At 73.9% G+C, this 16,170-nt stretch carries 16 protein-coding genes; 13 read left to right on the forward strand and 3 right to left on the reverse strand.

The window, feature by feature from the left end:
• Window positions 1-44: 44 nt before the first annotated feature.
• Window positions 45-1,646, reverse strand: a complete 1,602-nt coding sequence (locus tag ACI6PP_RS20340) for a dolichyl-phosphate-mannose--protein mannosyltransferase (protein WP_421113509.1) — start codon at window positions 1,644-1,646, stop codon at window positions 45-47.
• A gap of 37 nt (window positions 1,647-1,683) precedes the next feature.
• Here ACI6PP_RS20340 and ACI6PP_RS20345 point away from each other — a divergent pair, with 37 nt between their 5' ends.
• The 9 genes from ACI6PP_RS20345 (at window position 1,684) to ACI6PP_RS20385 (ending at window position 11,996) form a co-directional block, all read left to right on the forward strand.
• A complete protein-coding gene (locus ACI6PP_RS20345; protein WP_421113511.1) occupies window positions 1,684-2,676 on the forward strand; it encodes an aldo/keto reductase in 993 nt (330 codons plus the stop codon).
• Window positions 2,670-3,521, forward strand: a complete 852-nt coding sequence (gene rsmI, locus ACI6PP_RS20350; protein WP_421113512.1) for a 16S rRNA (cytidine(1402)-2'-O)-methyltransferase — start codon at window positions 2,670-2,672, stop codon at window positions 3,519-3,521. The genes ACI6PP_RS20345 and rsmI overlap by 7 nt, the downstream gene beginning before the upstream one ends.
• A gap of 33 nt (window positions 3,522-3,554) precedes the next feature.
• Complete coding sequence (locus tag ACI6PP_RS20355) at window positions 3,555-4,736, forward strand: hypothetical protein (protein ID WP_421113513.1); 1,182 nt, start codon at window positions 3,555-3,557, stop codon at window positions 4,734-4,736.
• Window positions 4,737-4,773: 37 nt separating this feature from the next.
• Window positions 4,774-6,384 carry a methionine--tRNA ligase gene (metG, locus tag ACI6PP_RS20360; RefSeq protein ID WP_421113514.1) on the forward strand — a complete coding sequence of 537 codons (1,611 nt, stop codon included), beginning with the start codon at window positions 4,774-4,776 and terminating at the stop codon, window positions 6,382-6,384.
• Window positions 6,381-7,220, forward strand: coding sequence for a TatD family hydrolase (locus ACI6PP_RS20365; protein ID WP_421113515.1), 840 nt, complete (start codon window positions 6,381-6,383; stop codon window positions 7,218-7,220). Before metG ends, ACI6PP_RS20365 begins: the two co-directional genes overlap by 4 nt.
• 129 nt (window positions 7,221-7,349) lie before the next feature.
• Complete coding sequence (locus ACI6PP_RS20370) at window positions 7,350-8,477, forward strand: ubiquitin-like domain-containing protein (protein ID WP_421113516.1); 1,128 nt, start codon at window positions 7,350-7,352, stop codon at window positions 8,475-8,477.
• On the forward strand, window positions 8,441-9,340 hold the full coding sequence (rsmA, locus tag ACI6PP_RS20375) for a 16S rRNA (adenine(1518)-N(6)/adenine(1519)-N(6))-dimethyltransferase RsmA (protein WP_421113517.1): 900 nt from the start codon (window positions 8,441-8,443) through the stop codon (window positions 9,338-9,340). The genes ACI6PP_RS20370 and rsmA overlap by 37 nt, the downstream gene beginning before the upstream one ends.
• Window positions 9,337-10,248: a 4-(cytidine 5'-diphospho)-2-C-methyl-D-erythritol kinase gene (locus ACI6PP_RS20380; RefSeq protein ID WP_421113519.1), complete on the forward strand. Its 912-nt coding sequence runs from the start codon at window positions 9,337-9,339 to the stop codon at window positions 10,246-10,248. Before rsmA ends, ACI6PP_RS20380 begins: the two co-directional genes overlap by 4 nt.
• Window positions 10,248-11,996, forward strand: a complete 1,749-nt coding sequence (locus ACI6PP_RS20385) for an ABC-F family ATP-binding cassette domain-containing protein (protein WP_421113520.1) — start codon at window positions 10,248-10,250, stop codon at window positions 11,994-11,996. The genes ACI6PP_RS20380 and ACI6PP_RS20385 overlap by 1 nt, the downstream gene beginning before the upstream one ends.
• Window positions 11,997-12,122: 126 nt before the next feature.
• On the opposite strand, the gene ACI6PP_RS20390 is transcribed toward ACI6PP_RS20385, so the two are convergent.
• The gene (locus ACI6PP_RS20390; protein ID WP_421113521.1) at window positions 12,123-12,611 is read right to left on the reverse strand and encodes a MarR family winged helix-turn-helix transcriptional regulator; all 489 of its coding nucleotides are present in this window, start codon (window positions 12,609-12,611) and stop codon (window positions 12,123-12,125) included.
• 63 nt (window positions 12,612-12,674) lie between these two features.
• Between ACI6PP_RS20390 and ACI6PP_RS20395 the strand changes: the two genes are divergently transcribed.
• From ACI6PP_RS20395 to ACI6PP_RS20405, 3 genes are read left to right on the forward strand one after another with little or no spacing between them, the layout of a single operon-like run.
• On the forward strand, window positions 12,675-14,027 hold the full coding sequence (locus ACI6PP_RS20395; RefSeq protein ID WP_421113522.1) for an amidase family protein: 1,353 nt from the start codon (window positions 12,675-12,677) through the stop codon (window positions 14,025-14,027).
• Window positions 14,028-14,074: 47 nt separating this feature from the next.
• Window positions 14,075-14,857 carry a methyltransferase domain-containing protein gene (locus ACI6PP_RS20400; protein WP_421113523.1) on the forward strand — a complete coding sequence of 261 codons (783 nt, stop codon included), beginning with the start codon at window positions 14,075-14,077 and terminating at the stop codon, window positions 14,855-14,857.
• Window positions 14,854-15,297, forward strand: coding sequence for a GNAT family N-acetyltransferase (locus ACI6PP_RS20405; protein ID WP_421113524.1), 444 nt, complete (start codon window positions 14,854-14,856; stop codon window positions 15,295-15,297). The genes ACI6PP_RS20400 and ACI6PP_RS20405 overlap by 4 nt, the downstream gene beginning before the upstream one ends.
• Here the strand turns inward: ACI6PP_RS20405 and ACI6PP_RS20410 are convergent, their stop codons facing one another.
• A complete protein-coding gene (locus tag ACI6PP_RS20410) occupies window positions 15,298-15,897 on the reverse strand; it encodes a TetR family transcriptional regulator (protein ID WP_421113526.1) in 600 nt (199 codons plus the stop codon).
• A gap of 87 nt (window positions 15,898-15,984) precedes the next feature.
• Here ACI6PP_RS20410 and ACI6PP_RS20415 point away from each other — a divergent pair.
• A partial coding sequence (locus tag ACI6PP_RS20415; RefSeq protein ID WP_421113525.1) for a 1-acyl-sn-glycerol-3-phosphate acyltransferase occupies window positions 15,985-16,170 on the forward strand: 186 nt, incomplete at its 3' end.

The following is a 16,170-nucleotide window of genomic DNA, read 5'->3' on the forward strand; positions in this document are numbered from 1 at the left end:
GGTGATGCCCCGGCATCACCACGCACCGACAACTCGGGGGGCGCTCAGATCCAGCGGCGGAACCACATCCGGTCCGCCCAGTCGGCCCGCGTCAACAGCTGGTCGGTGAGGATCGGGTAGAAGTACGCGAACAGGCAGATCACGACGGCCAGGTAGAGGCCGACGCCGACGACGGTCAGTCGGCTGCGCAGCGCGGACGCGGGGCCGGTGCCGCGGATCGCGCCGATCACCAGGCACGTCGCGACGATGGTGAACGGCACGGTGGCGACGGCGTAGAAGGAGAAGATCGGGCGGTCGTCGTACTGGAACCATGGCAGGACCGTGGCGGCCACCGCGAGCAGCGGGACGGCGAAGCGCCAGTCGCCGCGGCGGATCCAGAGCCACACGCTCGCGACGAGGGCGGCGGCACCGGGCCACCAGACGGCGGGGTTGCCGAGGATCGTCACCTGGCGCAGGCAGGTGTCGCCGGCGGCGGCGGTGCAGCCCTGCTGGCCGGGCTGGATGTCGTTGACGACGTCGACGCCGACCGGGCGGCTGAGCAGCAGCCAGCCGCGCGGGGACGACTGGTACGGGTGCGTCTTGCCGGCGAGGTAGTCGCCGGTGTGGAAGTCGTAGACCATCACGTGGAAGTGCCACAGCGACCGGAACGCGTCGGTGGTCTGCTGGAACCAGCCGCTCGCAGGACGGTCGACGTACGCGCCCCAGGCCGGGTTGTCGCCGTAGCCGTGGCCGAACCGGGCCTCGAACACCTCGTGGTGGAGCAGCCAGCCGGTCCAGGTGGCGAGGTACACCACGGCCGCGACCAGCACGATCGACACGAGCGCGGGCGCGGCGTCGACCAGCGCCGAGCGCACCCACGCGGCGCGGACGCCGATCGAGCGGCGGGCGGCCGCGTCCCAGGCCCAGACGAGCAGCCCGAACACCGCGAGGACGTACAGCGCGCTCCACTTGGTGCCGAGCGCCATGCCGAAGCACAGGCCGGCGCCCACGCGCCACGGCCGCCACAGCAGACGCGGGCCGAACCCCGTGACGACGCCGCCGGCGGCCTCGACCCGCGCGACCAGGCGCTGGCGTCCCCAGTCGCGGTCGGCCACCAGGCACGCCACGGCGCAGACCAGCCAGAACGCGAGGAACACGTCCAGCAGGCCGATGCGCGACATGACGAAGTGGGTGCCGTCGAAGGTGAGCAGCAGGCCGCCCACGCAGCCGAGCAGCGTCGAGCCGGTGAGGCGTCGGATCATCCGGGCGAGCACGAGCACCGTCAGCGCGCCGACGACCGCCGCGGAGAACCGCCAGCCAAAGGAGTTCATCCCGAACAGGTACTGCCCGAGCGCGAGCACCCACTTGCCGCCGTCGGGGTGGACGATCTGCGTGGGCTCCCCGGTGAACAGGCCGGTGAAGTCCCCGGCCACGATCTTGGCGTTGGCGTCCTCGACGAAGTCCTGGACGTAGCCGAACCGCCGCAGCGAGTAGGCGTCCTTGGGGTAGTAGGTCTCGTCGAACATCAGCCGGTTCGGGTACCCGAGCCGGTAGAGCCGCAGCGCGAGGGCGACGAGGGCGACGCCGAGCGGCGCGAGCCACCCGACCAACCGTGCGTGCCGGGTGCCGAGCACGCGGACGCGCTCGCTCACGGCCGGCAGGGTCACGGCGGCAAGCGTAGAGACCTCGCCCTAGGCTCGCTGCATGCAGACCCCCTCGAGCACGCCTCGCACCCTCGGCCGCACCGGCCGGTCCGTCTCGCCCGTCGGCCTGGGCACCTGGCAGCTGGGCGCCGACTGGGGGGACGTCGAGGAGTCCGAGGCCCTCGCGGTGCTCGAGGCCGCCGTCGAGGCGGGCACCACGTTCCTCGACACCGCCGACGTTTACGGCGACGGTCGCAGCGAGACCGTCATCGGGACGTTCCTCGCCCAGCACCCCGGTCTGGACGTCACCGTCGCCACCAAGATGGGTCGCCGCGGCCCGCAGGAGGCCGGCGAGTTCACGCTGGAGAACTTTCGCGCCTGGACCGACCGCTCGCGCGCCAACCTCGGCGTCGACCGCCTCGACCTGGTGCAGCTGCACTGCCCGCCCAGCTCGGTGATGGACGACGACGAGGTCTACGACGCGCTCGACACCCTCGTGGACGACGGCGCGATCGCCGCGTACGGCGTGAGCGTCGAGACGTGCGCCGAGGCCCTCGACGCGATCCGCCGCCCGCACACCGCGTCGGTGCAGATCATCCTCAACGCCTTCCGGCTCAAGCCGCTGGACGAGGTGCTGCCCGCCGCGCGCGAGGCCGGCGTCGGCATCATCGCCCGCGTCCCGCTCGCCTCGGGCCTGCTCAGCGGCCGCTACACCAGCGACACCACGTTCGCCGAGAACGACCACCGCACCTTCAACCGCAAGGGTGAGGCGTTCGACGTCGGCGAGACGTTCTCCGGCGTCGACTTCGAGGACGGCGTCAAGGCCGCGCAGGAGTTCGCGAGGCTCGCCGGCGACACCCCGCCGTCCGCGGCGGCGATCGCGTGGGTCGCCGCGCAGGACGGCGTCACCACCGTCATCCCTGGTGCCCGCAACACCGAGCAGGCGCGGGCCAACGCGGCCGCCATGCAGGTCGTCCTCGACCAGGGCCTCGACGACGGCGTCCACGAGCTGTACGACCGCTACTTCCGCGAGGCCGTGCACGGCCGATGGTGACCGCCGCCCCCGGCAGGCTGGTCCTGGCCGCGACACCCATCGGCCGCGTCGACGACGCGTCGCCGCGGCTCGCGGTCGCGCTCGCGACGGCCGACGTCGTCGCGGCCGAGGACACCCGCCGGCTCAAGCGGCTCACGTCCGAGCTCGGCATCGAGGTGTCGGGCCGGGTGGTCTCGTTCTTCGAGGGCAACGAGGAGCGCCGCACGCCCGAGCTGGTCGAGGTGCTGCTCGGCGGCGGCACGGTCGTGGTCGCCACCGACGCCGGCATGCCCAGTGTGTCCGACCCCGGCTACCGCCTCGTGGCCGCCGCCGTCGAGGCCGGCGTGCTCGTGACCACGGTGCCGGGGCCGTCGGCGGTGCTCGCGGCGCTGGCGGTGTCGGGGCTGCCCGTCGACCGCTTCTGCTTCGAGGGGTTCGCCCCTCGCAAGCCCGGCGAGCGGCGCCGGGCCTTCGAGGCGCTCGCCCACGAGCCCCGGACGATGGTCTTCTTCGAGTCGCCGCACCGCACCGTCGCCACGCTGGCCACGCTCGCCGAGGCCCTCGGCGACGACCGTCCCGCCGCGGTCTGCCGCGAGCTGACCAAGACCTACGAGGAGGTCCGCCGCGGTCCGCTCGCCGAGCTGCGCGACTGGGCCGACACCCTCGAGCAGGGCGTGCGCGGCGAGGTGACGCTCGTCGTCCAGGGGGCCGCACCGGCCGACGTCGACCTCGACCCGGCCCGGCTGGCCGCGCTCGTCACCGAGCAGGAGGCCGAGGGCCTGTCCACCCGCGACGCCGTCGCCGCCGTCGCCTCCGCCACCGGCGCCCGTCGGCGCGCCGTCTACAACGCCGTGCACAGGAAGTGACGTCCCCTCCGGCCGCTGGCCATACTGGGCCGCATGCCTGACGACCTGCTGCTGCCGGCCGGCCACAGGCTGCTGCACATCGGGCCGCCCAAGACGGCGACGACCGCCGTCCAGAGCGGGTTCCACCACAACCGCGACGCGGTGTCGGCGCAGGGCGTGCACTACGCCGGGTCGGGGCGTCAGCCGATGTCGGCGGCGATGGCCGTGGCCAGCGGACGCAGCGTCGCGGGCTTCGGCGACCACCGTCAGCACCAACGCTGGCCGCGGCTGCTGACGGAGATCGAGGAGAGCGGCGCCGACCGCGTCGTCGTCTCGAGCGAGTTCTTCGCCGACGCCGACGACGCCGCCGTCGCCCGCATCGTCGACGACCTGGGCCCCGACCGCACCCACGTCGTCGTGACGCTGCGGCCACTCGCGCGGATCCTGCCCTCGCAGTGGCAGCAGCTCGTCCAGGACCGCCTGCGCACGTCCTACGACGAGTGGCTCCACCAGCTGCTCGACGACCCGCCGCCCGACGACCCGCCCCACGGGTTCTGGCGGCGGCACCGCCACGACCTGCTCGTCCGACGCTGGGCCCACGTCGTCGGGGAGCGCAACGTCACCGTCGTGGTGGCCGACGACGGTGACCGCGACCGGCCCCTCCACGTCTTCGAGGACCTCGTCGGGCTGACCCGGGGCACCCTGAGGCCGTCGCCCGACGAGTCGAACCGCTCGTTGACGCTCGGCGAGACGGCGCTGGCGCGAGCGGTCAACGTCGAGGTGGCCGAGCTCGACGAGGTCGACCGCGCCGTCTACAACCGCCTGTTCCGCTTCGGCATGTCGCGCCACGCCAAGGGCCGCCGACCCGCGACCGACGAGCAGAAGGTGGCCACGCCCGCCTGGGCCGTCGCCCGCGCGCAGGAGATCGGCGGCGCGGCTGCCGACGCCCTCGCGACGACCGGCGTGCGCGTCGTGGGCGACCTCGACGTGCTGCGTCAGGGCGCCGAGGCCGTCGGCGCGGTGGACGAGCCCGCGACGGTGCCGGTGGAGGTGGCGGCGAGGGCCGCGGTCGGCGTCGCGCTCGGAGCGGTGAAGGACGCCGAGCGCGAGGAGCGGGCCGCGGCCCGTCGCTCCGCGCGCGAGGCCGCGCGGGCACGGCCACCCCTGGGCCTGCGGGACGCGACCGTGCGCCAGATCCTCGGCGAGCTGCGCCGTCGTCTCGTGCGCCGCCCGTAGGAGGAAAGCGGGTGCGGCCCTCCGTAGGATGGAGGGCATGCCCGAGCCCGGAACGTCTGCCTTCTACGTCACGACGCCGATCTACTACGTCACCGCGGCGCCGTCGATCGGCAGCGCGTACACGACGGTCGCCGCCGACGTCCTCGCCCGCTGGCACCGTCAGCGCGGCGACGACACCTGGTTCCTGACCGGCACCGACGAGCACGGCCAGAAGGTGCTCCAGGCCGCCGAGGCCGCCGGCGCCTCGCCGCAGGACTTCACCGACCGCCTCGTCGCAGACGAGTGGCGCCCGGTGCTCGACGTCATCGACGCCAGCAACGACGACTTCATCCGCACCACCGACGCCCGCCACGTCGAGCGGGTCCAGGAGTTCTGGCGCCGCCTGCACGCCTCGGGCGACGTCTACGAGGGCGACTACGAGGGCCCGTACTGCGTGGCCTGCGAGGAGTTCAAGCTCGACTCCGAGCTGCTCGACGGGCCCGACGGCGCCAAGCTCTGCCCGATCCACGAGCGCCCCGTCGAGATCGTGGCCGAGACGAACTACTTCTTCCCGCTCAGCCGGTACCGCGACCGGCTGCTCGCGTTCTACGAGGCCAACCCGACGTTCGTGCAGCCCGAGAGCGCGCGCAACGAGGTCGTCTCGTTCGTCCAGCAGAGCCTGACCGACCTGTCGATCTCGCGCTCCACCTTCGACTGGGGCATCGAGGTGCCCTGGGACGACAAGCAGGTGCTCTACGTCTGGATCGACGCCCTCCTGAACTACATCACCGCGATCGGCTACGGCGCCGAGGACGGCCCCGACGCCGAGGAGTTCGCGCGCCGCTGGCCCGCCAGCGTGCAGCTCGTCGGCCGCGACATCCTGCGCTTCCACGCCGTCATCTGGCCGGCCATGCTGATGGCCGCCGGTCTCGAGCCGCCGCACCGCGTCTTCGCGCACGGCTGGCTGCTGGTCGGCGGGCAGAAGATGAGCAAGTCCAAGGCGACGGCGATCCACCCGAGCCAGGTGGTCGACACGTTCGGCTCGGACGCCTACCGCTACTACTTCATGCGCGCCATCAACTTCGGCTCCGACGGATCGTTCTCGTGGGAGCACCTCAGCGCCGTCTACGGCTCCGAGCTCGCCAACGGCCTGGGCAACCTCGCCTCGCGCGTCGCCGCCATGGTCGGCAAGTACCACGACGGCGTGCTGCCCGAGCCCACCGACGCCGGACCGGCCGAGGAGGCACTGGCGGCCCGGCTCGCGTCCGCGGCCACCGCCGCCGACGAGGCCATCGACCGGATCGCGATCCACGAGGCGCTGGCGGAGGTCGAGTCGTTCGTCGGCGCCGTCAACGGCTACCTCACCGAGCAGGAGCCCTGGAAGGTGGCCAAGGCCGACGACGACGCGTCGCGCGCCCGTCTGGCCACCGTCCTGTACACCGCGGCGGAGTCGCTGCGGGCCGTCGCGGTGCTGCACGCGCCGACGATGCCCAAGACCGCCGCGGGCCTGTGGACGCTGCTCGGTGCCGAGGACGCGATCGGCCCGCTGGCCGACCAGCGCATCGGCGACGCCGGACGCTGGGGCCAGCTGCCGGCGGGCGCCGTCCTGGTCAAGGGCGCCTCGCTGTTCCCGCGCATCGTCGAGGAGGACCCGGCGGTGCAGGCGTGAGCCGCAACCAGGAGCGTCCCGAGGCGCCCGAGCCGCTGCCCCACCCGGTGGTCGACAACCACTGCCACCTCGACCTCGACGACTCGCCCGACCAGTGGGCGACGCGCGACGCGATCGAGGCGGCGCGCGCCGTCGGCGTCCCGCGGATCGTCCAGATCGGGTGCGACCTGCCCGGGGCGCGGTGGGCCGCCCAGGCCGCGCTCGACCACGACGAGATCGTCGCGGGCGTCGCCCTGCACCCCAACGAGGCGCCCGGCCTGCACGAGCGGGGCGAGCTGGACTCCGCGCTCGACGAGATCGAGAAGCTGGTGACGTCCACCGAGCGCGTGCGCGCGGTGGGGGAGACGGGCCTGGACTACTTCCGCACCGCCGAGCCGGGGCGCGCCGCGCAGCACGAGTCGTTCCGCGCGCACATCGAGATGGCCAAGCGGCACGACAAGGTGCTGGTCATCCACGACCGCGACTCCCACGCCGACGTCCTGTCGGTGCTGGACGACGCCGGTGCGCCCGAGCGCACCGTCATGCACTGCTTCTCCGGCGACGCCGCGTTCGCGCAGGAGTGCCTCGACCGCGGGTTCTGGCTGTCGTTCTCCGGCGTGGTGACGTTCAAGAACGCCGAGCCCATCCGCGAGGCGCTCAAGATCACCCCGCTCGACCGGATGCTGGTGGAGACCGACGCGCCGTTCCTCACCCCGACGCCCTACCGGGGGCGCCCCAACGCGTCCTACCTGGTGCCGCTCACGGTGCGCGCGATGGCCCAGGTGACGGGCCGCGACGACGACGAGCTGTGCCGCGCGATCGACGCCAACACGACGGCGGTCTACGGCGCCTGGTGACGCCGACCGGCGGGTGAGCCCGGTCACCCGGGTTTGGAAGCCCGTGATCGGTTCGTTATCGTCATCGGGTCCCTGCGCCGCGACTTCCCCCTCCGGCGGCGCCCTCGAGAAAGAAGCGGATCTGTCTTCGTGCGTCAACGCCGTGTGCTCGTCCTCGCCCTGAACGTCGGTCTCGTCCTCGTCCTCGTCGGAGGGACGCTCGGCTTCACCGCCGCCAACAAGACGGTCACCCTCGCGGTGGACGGCCAGGAGCAGCAGGTCCGCACCTTCGGCGGCAGCGTCGCCGACGTCCTGGAGAAGAAGGACATCTCGATCGGCGAGCACGACGTCGTCGCCCCCTCGGCCGACTCCGCGATCAGCGACGGCACCCGCGTCTCGGTGCGCTACGGCCGCCCCCTCACGCTCAGGATGGACGACGGCACCGAGCAGACCTACTGGACCACCGCCGACAACGTCGACGACGCGCTCTCGCAGCTCGACCTGCGGCTGGCGGGCGCCGACCTGTCCACCAGCCGCAGCGCGAGCCTGCCGCGCGAGGGGCTCGACGTCCAAGTCACCCTGCCGCGCGCGATGAGCGTCCAGGTCGACGGCGCCACCCGCACGCTGTCGTCCACCGGCCCCACCGTCGGCGACGCCCTGCGCGAGGCCGGCATCACCGTCGACGCCGACGACGAGGTCGAGCCCGCGGCGTCCACGCCCGTCGCCAACGGCGCCAAGGTCACCGTCACGCGCATCGAGACGCAGACCAAGACCCGCACCGACACCGTCGAGCACGACACCACCGTCCGCGAGGACGACGCGATGGACGAGGGCGACACGAAGGTCGTGCGCAAGGGCGTGGACGGTCAGGAGAAGGTGACGTACCGCGTGGTGCTCGCCGACGGCAAGGTCCGCAAGCGCACCACGATCTCGCGCAGCACCGTCCGCGAGCCCGTCGACCAGGTCGAGCGCCGGGGCACCAAGTCCGACGACAGCGGCTCCGGCGGCAGCAGCAACTCCTCCGACAGCGGCCCCGGCAGCGACGCGGACTTCATCCGTCTCGCCCAGTGCGAGTCCGGCGGCAACTGGAAGGCCAACACCGGCAACGGCTACTACGGCGGCGTGCAGTTCTCCGCGCAGACCTGGCGCGCCATGGGCGGCTCGGGCCTGCCGCACCAGAACAGCAAGGCCGAGCAGATCCGCATCGCCAAGAAGCTCCAGGCCCAGTCGGGCTGGGGCCAGTGGCCCGCCTGCTCCCGCAAGCTGGGCCTGCGCTGACGATCCAGCTGCTCGGACCCGTCGAGATCCGCGCGCTCGCCGCGCGGCTCGACCTGGTCCCGACCAAGAAGCGCGGCCAGAACTTCGTCATCGACCCCAACACGGTGCGTCGCATCGTGCGCACGTCCGGCGTCGGCGCCGACGACGTCGTGCTCGAGGTGGGCCCGGGCCTGGGGTCGCTGACGCTCGCCCTGCTGCAGCAGGCGCGTCGCGTCGTGGCCGTCGAGGTCGACGCCAGCCTCGCCGAGGCGCTGCCGGGCACGATCACCGAGCACGCGCCCGACGACGCCGACCGCGTCGACGTCGTGCATGCCGACGCGCTCAAGGTCGCCGAGCTGCCGGGGGAGCCGCCCACCGCCCTGGTCGCGAACCTGCCGTACAACATCTCGGTACCGGTGCTGCTGCACCTGCTCGAGCTGCTGCCGACCGTCCGCACCGGGCTGGTGATGGTGCAGGCCGAGGTGGCCGCACGCCTGGCCGCCGGCCCGGGGTCGCGCACCTACGGCGTCCCGTCGGTGAAGGCGGCCTGGTACGGCGAGGTCCGCGCCGCGGGAAGCGTCGGGCGCAACGTGTTCTGGCCGGCGCCCAACGTCGACTCAGGCCTGGTCGCCTGGACGCGTCGCGACCCGCCCGTCGGCGCCGACCGACGCCAGGTCTTCGCCGTCGTCGACGCCGCGTTCGCCCAGCGTCGCAAGACCCTGCGCTCGGCGCTGTCGGGCCTCGCCGGCTCGGCCGCCGCGGCCGAGGACGCCCTGGTGGCGGCGGGGGTCTCGCCGCAGGAACGTGGCGAGGCTCTCGGTCTCGACGCCTACGTGGCCATCGCGTCGGCCCTCGCCCAGGCATCCCCTAGGTTGGACCGGTGAGCAGCACGACGGTCCGCGTCCCGGCCAAGATCAACCTGGCGCTCGGGGTCGGGGCCGTGGGGTCCGACGGCCTCCACGCGCTCGCCACCGTCTACCAGGCGGTCGACCTGTGCGACGAGGTGAGGGCCTCGGTCCGCGACGACGCCGAGGTCACCGTCACCGTGCACCGGGACGGCGACGGCGAGAGGGACGACGTCCCCCTCGACGGCACGAACCTCGCGGTCCGCGCGGCCCTCGCGCTGCGCGAGGCGACCGGGGTCACCGACGGCGTCTCGCTCGCGATCCGCAAGGTGATCCCCGTCGCCGGCGGCATGGCCGGGGGGTCCGCCGACGCCGCCGCCACCCTCGTGGCGTGCGACGAGCTGTGGGGCACCGGGCTCGGCCGCGCGGGCCTGGAGCCCATCGCCGCGACGCTCGGCAGCGACGTCCCGTTCTGCCTGCACGGCGGCACCGCCGTCGGCGGCGGCCACGGCGAGCAGATCAGCCCGGTGCTCGCGCGCGGCAGCTACCAGTGGGTGTTCGCGATCGCCGAGCGCGGGCTCTCGACCGCCGCCGTGTACGGCGAGTTCGACGCGATCACCGACGGCGTGGTCACCGAGCCCGTCGTGCCCGACCAGCTGATGAGCGCGCTGCGCGCCGGCGACGCCGAGGCGCTCGGCCAGGCGCTGTCCAACGACCTGCAGCCCGCCGCGCTGCGGCTGCGCCCCGAGCTGGAGGAGACGCTCGCCGTCGGCCGCCAGTGCGGCGCGCTCGGCGCCCTGCTCTCCGGGTCGGGCCCCACCGCGATGTTCCTCGCCGGCGACGACCAGCACGCGATGGACATCGCCGTGGCGCTGGCCGCGGCGCGGGTGTGCGTCGACGTCGTCCAGGCCGCCGGTCCCGTCAGCGGCGCGCGGGTCGTCGGCTGATGGCGGCCCCGGTCAATCTCGTCAACCTGGAGTCGGTGCACAAGTCGTACGGCATCCGGCCGCTGCTCGACGGCGTCAGCCTCGGCGTCGCGTCCGGCGACCGCATCGGCGTGGTGGGACGCAACGGCGGCGGCAAGAGCACGCTGCTGCGGGTGCTGTCGCGCGTCGAGGAGCCCGACTCCGGACGCGTCACGCACAGCCGCGGGCTCGAGGTCGGCTTCCTGACCCAGACCGACCACACCGGTGACGCGCGCACGATCCGCGACGCCGTGCTCGACGGCGCCGCCGACCACACCTGGGCCGCCGACCCGCGCACCCGCGACGTCGTCCGCGTGCTGCTGGCGGGCGTCCCGATCGACCGCGACCTCGCCGGGCTGTCCGGTGGCGAGCGTCGCCGCGTGTCGCTGGCGCGCCTGCTGCTCAGCGACGCGCCGCTCGTCGTCCTCGACGAGCCCACCAACCACCTCGATATCGACGCCATCGCCTGGCTGGCCGACCACCTGGCCAAGCGGCCCGGCGCGCTGCTCGTCGTCACGCACGACCGCTGGTTCCTCGACGCGGTCTGCACGCGCACCTGGGAGGTGCACGACGGCGTCGTCGACGCCTTCGAGGGCGGCTACGCGGCGTACGTCCTGGCCAAGGCCGAGCGCGACCGCCAGGCCGCCTCGCGCGAGTCGCGTCGTCGCAACCTGGCGCGCAAGGAGCTGGCCTGGCTGCGACGCGGACCGCCGGCGCGCACGTCCAAGCCGCAGTTCCGCATCGACGCCGCGCAGGCGCTGATCGCCGACGAGCCGCCGCCGCGCGACCGTCTCGAGCTGGAGAAGTTCGCCACCGCGCGCCTGGGCAAGGACGTGCTCGACGTCGAGGACGTCACGCTCGTCCGCGGCGGCAAGACGCTGCTCGACGACGTCACGTGGCGTCTCGGCCCGGGCGACCGGGTCGGTCTGGTCGGTGCCAACGGCAGCGGGAAGTCGAGCCTGGTGCGCCTGCTGGCCGGCGAGTCCGAGCCCGACGCGGGGCGCGTCAAGCGCGGCAAGACCGTCGACCTCGCGCACCTCACGCAGACCCTGGACGACATGGACGGCGACGACCGCGTCATCGACTCCGTGCGCGCCGACGAGCTCACCGCCACCGGTCTGCTCGAGGGCTTCGGGTTCACCGGCGACCTGCTGACGTCGCGCGTCCGCGAGCTGTCCGGTGGCGAGCGACGTCGCCTGCAGGTGCTGCGGATGCTGCTCAGCGAGCCCAACGTGCTGCTGCTCGACGAGCCCACCAACGACCTCGACATCGAGACCCTGACGGTGCTCGAGGACCACCTCGACCGGTGGCCCGGCACGCTCGTCGTGGTCTCGCACGACCGCTACTTCCTCGAGCGCGTCACCGACACCGTCTGGGCCCTGCCCGGCGACGCGTCGCTGAAGATGCTCGTGGGCGGCGTCGAGAGCTACCACCCGTCGACGCCCGGCTCGTCCGGTCGCGCCCCAGTGCCCGGCCCGACGGGCGGGTCGACGCCCGAGCCGTCCGGCGTCTCGGCCGCCGACCGCCGCAGCGCCCGCAAGGACGTCGCCCGCCTCGAGCGCCAGATGGAGCGCCTCGCGATGCGCGAGCGCGACCTCGAGGAGCAGATGGCCACCGACGCCGCCGACCCCGCCCGCCTCACCGCCCTCCAGCAGGACTGGCAGACCACCCGCGACGAGCGCGAGTCCCTCGAGCTCGAGTGGCTCTCCGCCGCCGAGCTCGCCGAGTAGCGCGCGTCCCACCCGTCCCACGTTTACCAGGAGAACCTGGTGAACGGTCGCGAACCGTGGCAGATACGCCGTGGTTCGTACACCTTTACCAGGCTCTCCTGGTAAACGACCGGGCCCGCGGCCCCCTCAGGTGTCGAACGGGGTGACGAGGACGCGGAGCAGGTCGGCCAGACGACGCGAGTCGTCGGGGCCGAGCTCGGCGAGGAGGGTGTGCTCGCTGGCGAGGAGGGCCTCGAGGGCGGCGTCGACGGAGGCGCGGCCGGCGGTCGTCAGCTGCACCTGGACGCCGCGACGGTCGTGCGGGTCGGGCAGGCGCTCGACGAGGCCGCGGTCGGCGAGGCGGTCGACGCGGTTGGTCATCGTGCCGCTGGTCACGAGCGTCTCGCGCAGCAGCCGGCCGGGGGAGAGGCGGTACGGGTCACCGGCCCGACGCAGCGCCGAGAGGACGTCGAACTCCCACGTCTCGAGGTCGTGCGCGGCGAACGCCTGCGCGCGGGCGCGGTCGAGGTGGCGGGCCAGGCGGGAGACGCGGCTCAGCACGCCCATCGGCGCGACGTCGAGGTCGGGGCGCTCGCGCTGCCACGCCTCGATCAGCCGGTCGACCTCGTCACTCATGGTCGCAGTCTAGCGTCGAGATTCTTGACGTCGAGACACACTGTGACGGCCTAGGGTCGGGCCATGGACGTCTCGGACCTCGTCGCAGCCGGACCCGCCCGCCAGGTGGCGGCGCTCGACGCGGGGGAGGTGTCGGCGCGCGAGCTCGTGGACGCCACCCTGGCCCGCATCGCCGAGCGCGACCCGTCGTGGAACGCCTTCGTCGACGTCGACCCCGCCGACGCGCGTGCCGCGGCCGACGCCGTCGACACGCGCCGCGCGGCCGGTGCCCGCGGGCCGCTGCTCGGCGTGCCCGTCGCGGTCAAGGACGACACCGACGTGGCCGGGTGGCGCACCGGCCTCGGCACCCGTGCGTCGACGCGCGTCCCCACCCGCGACGACGAGACGGTGCGGCGGCTGCGCGGGGCCGGTGCGGTCGTCGTCGGCAAGACGACGTTGCCCGAGCTCGCCGTCTACGGCTTCACCGAGTCCGAGGCCACGGGCGTCACCCGCAACCCGCACCACCGCGGCCACACGTCCGGCGGCTCGTCGGGCGGGTCCGCGGCGGCCGTCGCGGGCGGTCTGGTCGGGCTCGCCACGGCCTCGGACGGCGCCGGCTCGATCCGCATCCCGGCCGCCTGCTGCGGGCTGCCGGGCTTCAAGCCCACGCCCGGACGGGTGCCGACGCCGCCGGTCTGGCACGGCCTGTCGACGCAGGGCTGCCTCACGCGGCACCTCGCCGACGCCGCCACCTACCTCGACACCGTCGGCGACTTCGACACCTCGCTCGCGGACGCCCTCCGCGACGGCACCGGGCCGCTGCGGGTCGGCGTCGACCTGCGGCCGTTCCCCGCGTCCGCCCCGCGACCCGCCGACCGGGCGGTGGCCGACGCCGTGCGCGCCGCCGCCGACCGTCTCTCCGACCTCGGCCACGACGTGCGCGACGTCCGCGTCCGCTGGGGCCTGGCGGCCCAGGCCTTCACCGTGCGCTACCTCGGCGGCATCCACGAGTCCGCCGCCGGCGTCGAGCACCCCGTCCGCCTCGAGCCACGCACCCGTCAGGTGGCGGCGCTGGGAGCTCCGGTGACGGCCGCTGCGGTCGCGCGCGCCCGCGAGCAGGGACGCCGCCTCGGCGAGCGCCTGCTCGACGACCTCGGCGTCGACGTCCTCCTCACCCCGACGATGGGCGGCCCGGCGCCCGAGGTCGGACGCTGGGAGGGGCGCGGTGGCCTGTCCACGACGCTGTCGATGGGCCGCTTCTACGCCTGGACGCCCGGCTGGAACCACACGGGCCAGCCGGCGGTCTCGCTGCCGTGGGGGCGCACGACGGACGGCCTGCCGCTCGCCGTCCAGCTCGTCGCGGCCCCGGGCGACGACGCCCGCCTGATGGCGGTCGCCGGCAGCATCGAGGCCGACGGCGCCGTCCCCCTCGACTGACACCCCGGCGCCAGGTATCTTGACGTCAAGACACCTGGAGGCACCGCATGGACACCCGCACCCGCTGGGACCCCGACACCTACCTGCGCTTCGACGACCACCGCAGCCGGCCGTTCGTCGACCTCGTCGCCCGCGTCGTCGGCGAGCCGCGCACGATCGTCGACCTCGGCTGCGGCCCCGGCCACCTCACGGCGGTGCTCCGCGAGCGCTGGCCCGACGCGGACGTCCTCGGCCTCGACTCGTCGCCGTCGATGGTCGAGCGGGCGCAGGCCGCCGACCCCGACCCCCGCTCGCGCTACGAGCTCGGCGACCTCGCCTCGTTCGCGCCCGCGAGCCCCGTCGACCTCGTCGTGTCGAACGCCGCCTTCCAGTGGGTGCCGCGCCAGCTCGAGGTGGCCGCGCGGGTCGCCGACCACGTCGCGCCCGGCGGGACCCTCGCGATCCAGGTGCCCACCAACGGCACCCGCCCCAACCACGCGCTGCTGCGCCAGATCGCGGCCGAACCACGCTTCGCGCGGCACCTGCAGGACGTCCGCCCCATCCACGACGCCGACGCCGAGGGCTACCTCAAGGCGCTCGCCCGCCCGGGCTGGACGGTCGACGCCTGGACCACCACCTACCTGCACCTGCTCGAGGGCGAGGACCCCGTCTGGTCGTGGATGTCGGGCACCGGCGCGCGCCCCTACCTGCAGGCGCTGGACGGCGACCTGCGCGACGACTTCGAGCGCACCTACCGCGCCGCGCTGCGCGAGGCGTTCCCCGCGCGGCCCTACGGCACGGTGCTGCCGTTCGACCGGGCGTTCGTCGTCGCCCGCCGGGACGCGTCGTGATCCGCGACGCCCGGGGCGGCGACCTGGCCGGCATCCTCGCCCTGCTCGCCGAGGACGTCATCCGCGACTACACCGAGCCCGAGACCATCACCGCCGGCCAGCGCGCCGCGATGGACGAGATCACGGCCGACCCGCACCAGACGATCCTGGTGGACGAGCGCGACGGACGGCTCGTCGCGACCGCCCAGCTGACGTTCCTGCGCGTGCTCACCTACGACGGCGGCCAGTACTGCCAGCTGGAGTCGGTGCGGACGGCGTCCGACCTGCGTGGCCGCGGCATCGGTCGCGAGCTGGTGGAGCACGCGATCGCCGTCGCGCGACGCCACGGGTGCGCGCGGGTGCAGCTGACGTCGAACGTCCAGCGCGTCGACGCCCGCCGGTTCTACGAGCGGCTCGGCTTCGTCGCCTCGCACACCGGGTTCAAGCTGCCGCTCGTGTGATCAGCGGTCGCGCTTGAGCAGCTCGGGCTTGGACTCCAGCGACGACAGCCCGTTCCAGGCCAGGTTCACCAGGTGCGCGGCCACGACGTCCTTGTCGGGCTTGCGCGTCTCGAGCCACCACTGGCCGGTGGTGCCGACCATGCCGACGAGCATCTGGGCGTACATCGGCGCGTACTTGGCCTGGAACCCGCGGCGCTTGAACTCGCCGACGAGGATGTCCTCCACCCGGCTCGCGACGTCGCCGATGATGCTGACGAACGACCCGGTGGGGGAGCCGATCGGGGCGTCGCGCACCAGGATGCGGAAGCCGTCGGACGACTGCTCGATGTAGTCGAGCAGCGCGATCGCGGCCTGCTGCAGCAGCTCGCGCGGCTCGCCGGACGTCAGCGCCGAGCGCATCATCGTCAGCAGCCGCTGGACCTCGCGGTCGACCACCACCGCGTACAGGCCCTCCTTGCCGCCGAAGTGCTCGTAGACCACCGGCTTGGAGACGTGGGCGCGCGACGCGATCTCCTCGACCGACGTGCCGTCGACGCCCCGCTCGGCGAACGTCGAGCGGGCGATGCGCACCAGCTGCTCGCGCCGCTCGGCCGCGGTCATCCGGCTGCGCGACGTGCGCTTGCCCGACTCCGACGTCCCCGACACAGCCCTCATCGTACGGATCGGCCACGTCGATACCCTGGCCCCGTGCGCGACCTCACCTACCGCGTCGTGATCTGGACGCTGTGGCGGGTGTTCGCCGCGCTGGGGCTGCGCATCGCCGTCGAGGGCGACGACCGCGTGCCGCTGCGGGGCGGTGCGGTGCTCGCGTGCAACCACACCGGCTACCTCGACTTCGCGCTCGCCGGCATCGCCGCTCGACGCAGCGACCGA

It is taken from the genome of Solicola agrisoli (assembly GCF_049059935.1).
Lineage (GTDB): Bacteria > Actinomycetota > Actinomycetes > Propionibacteriales > Nocardioidaceae > JAURVT01.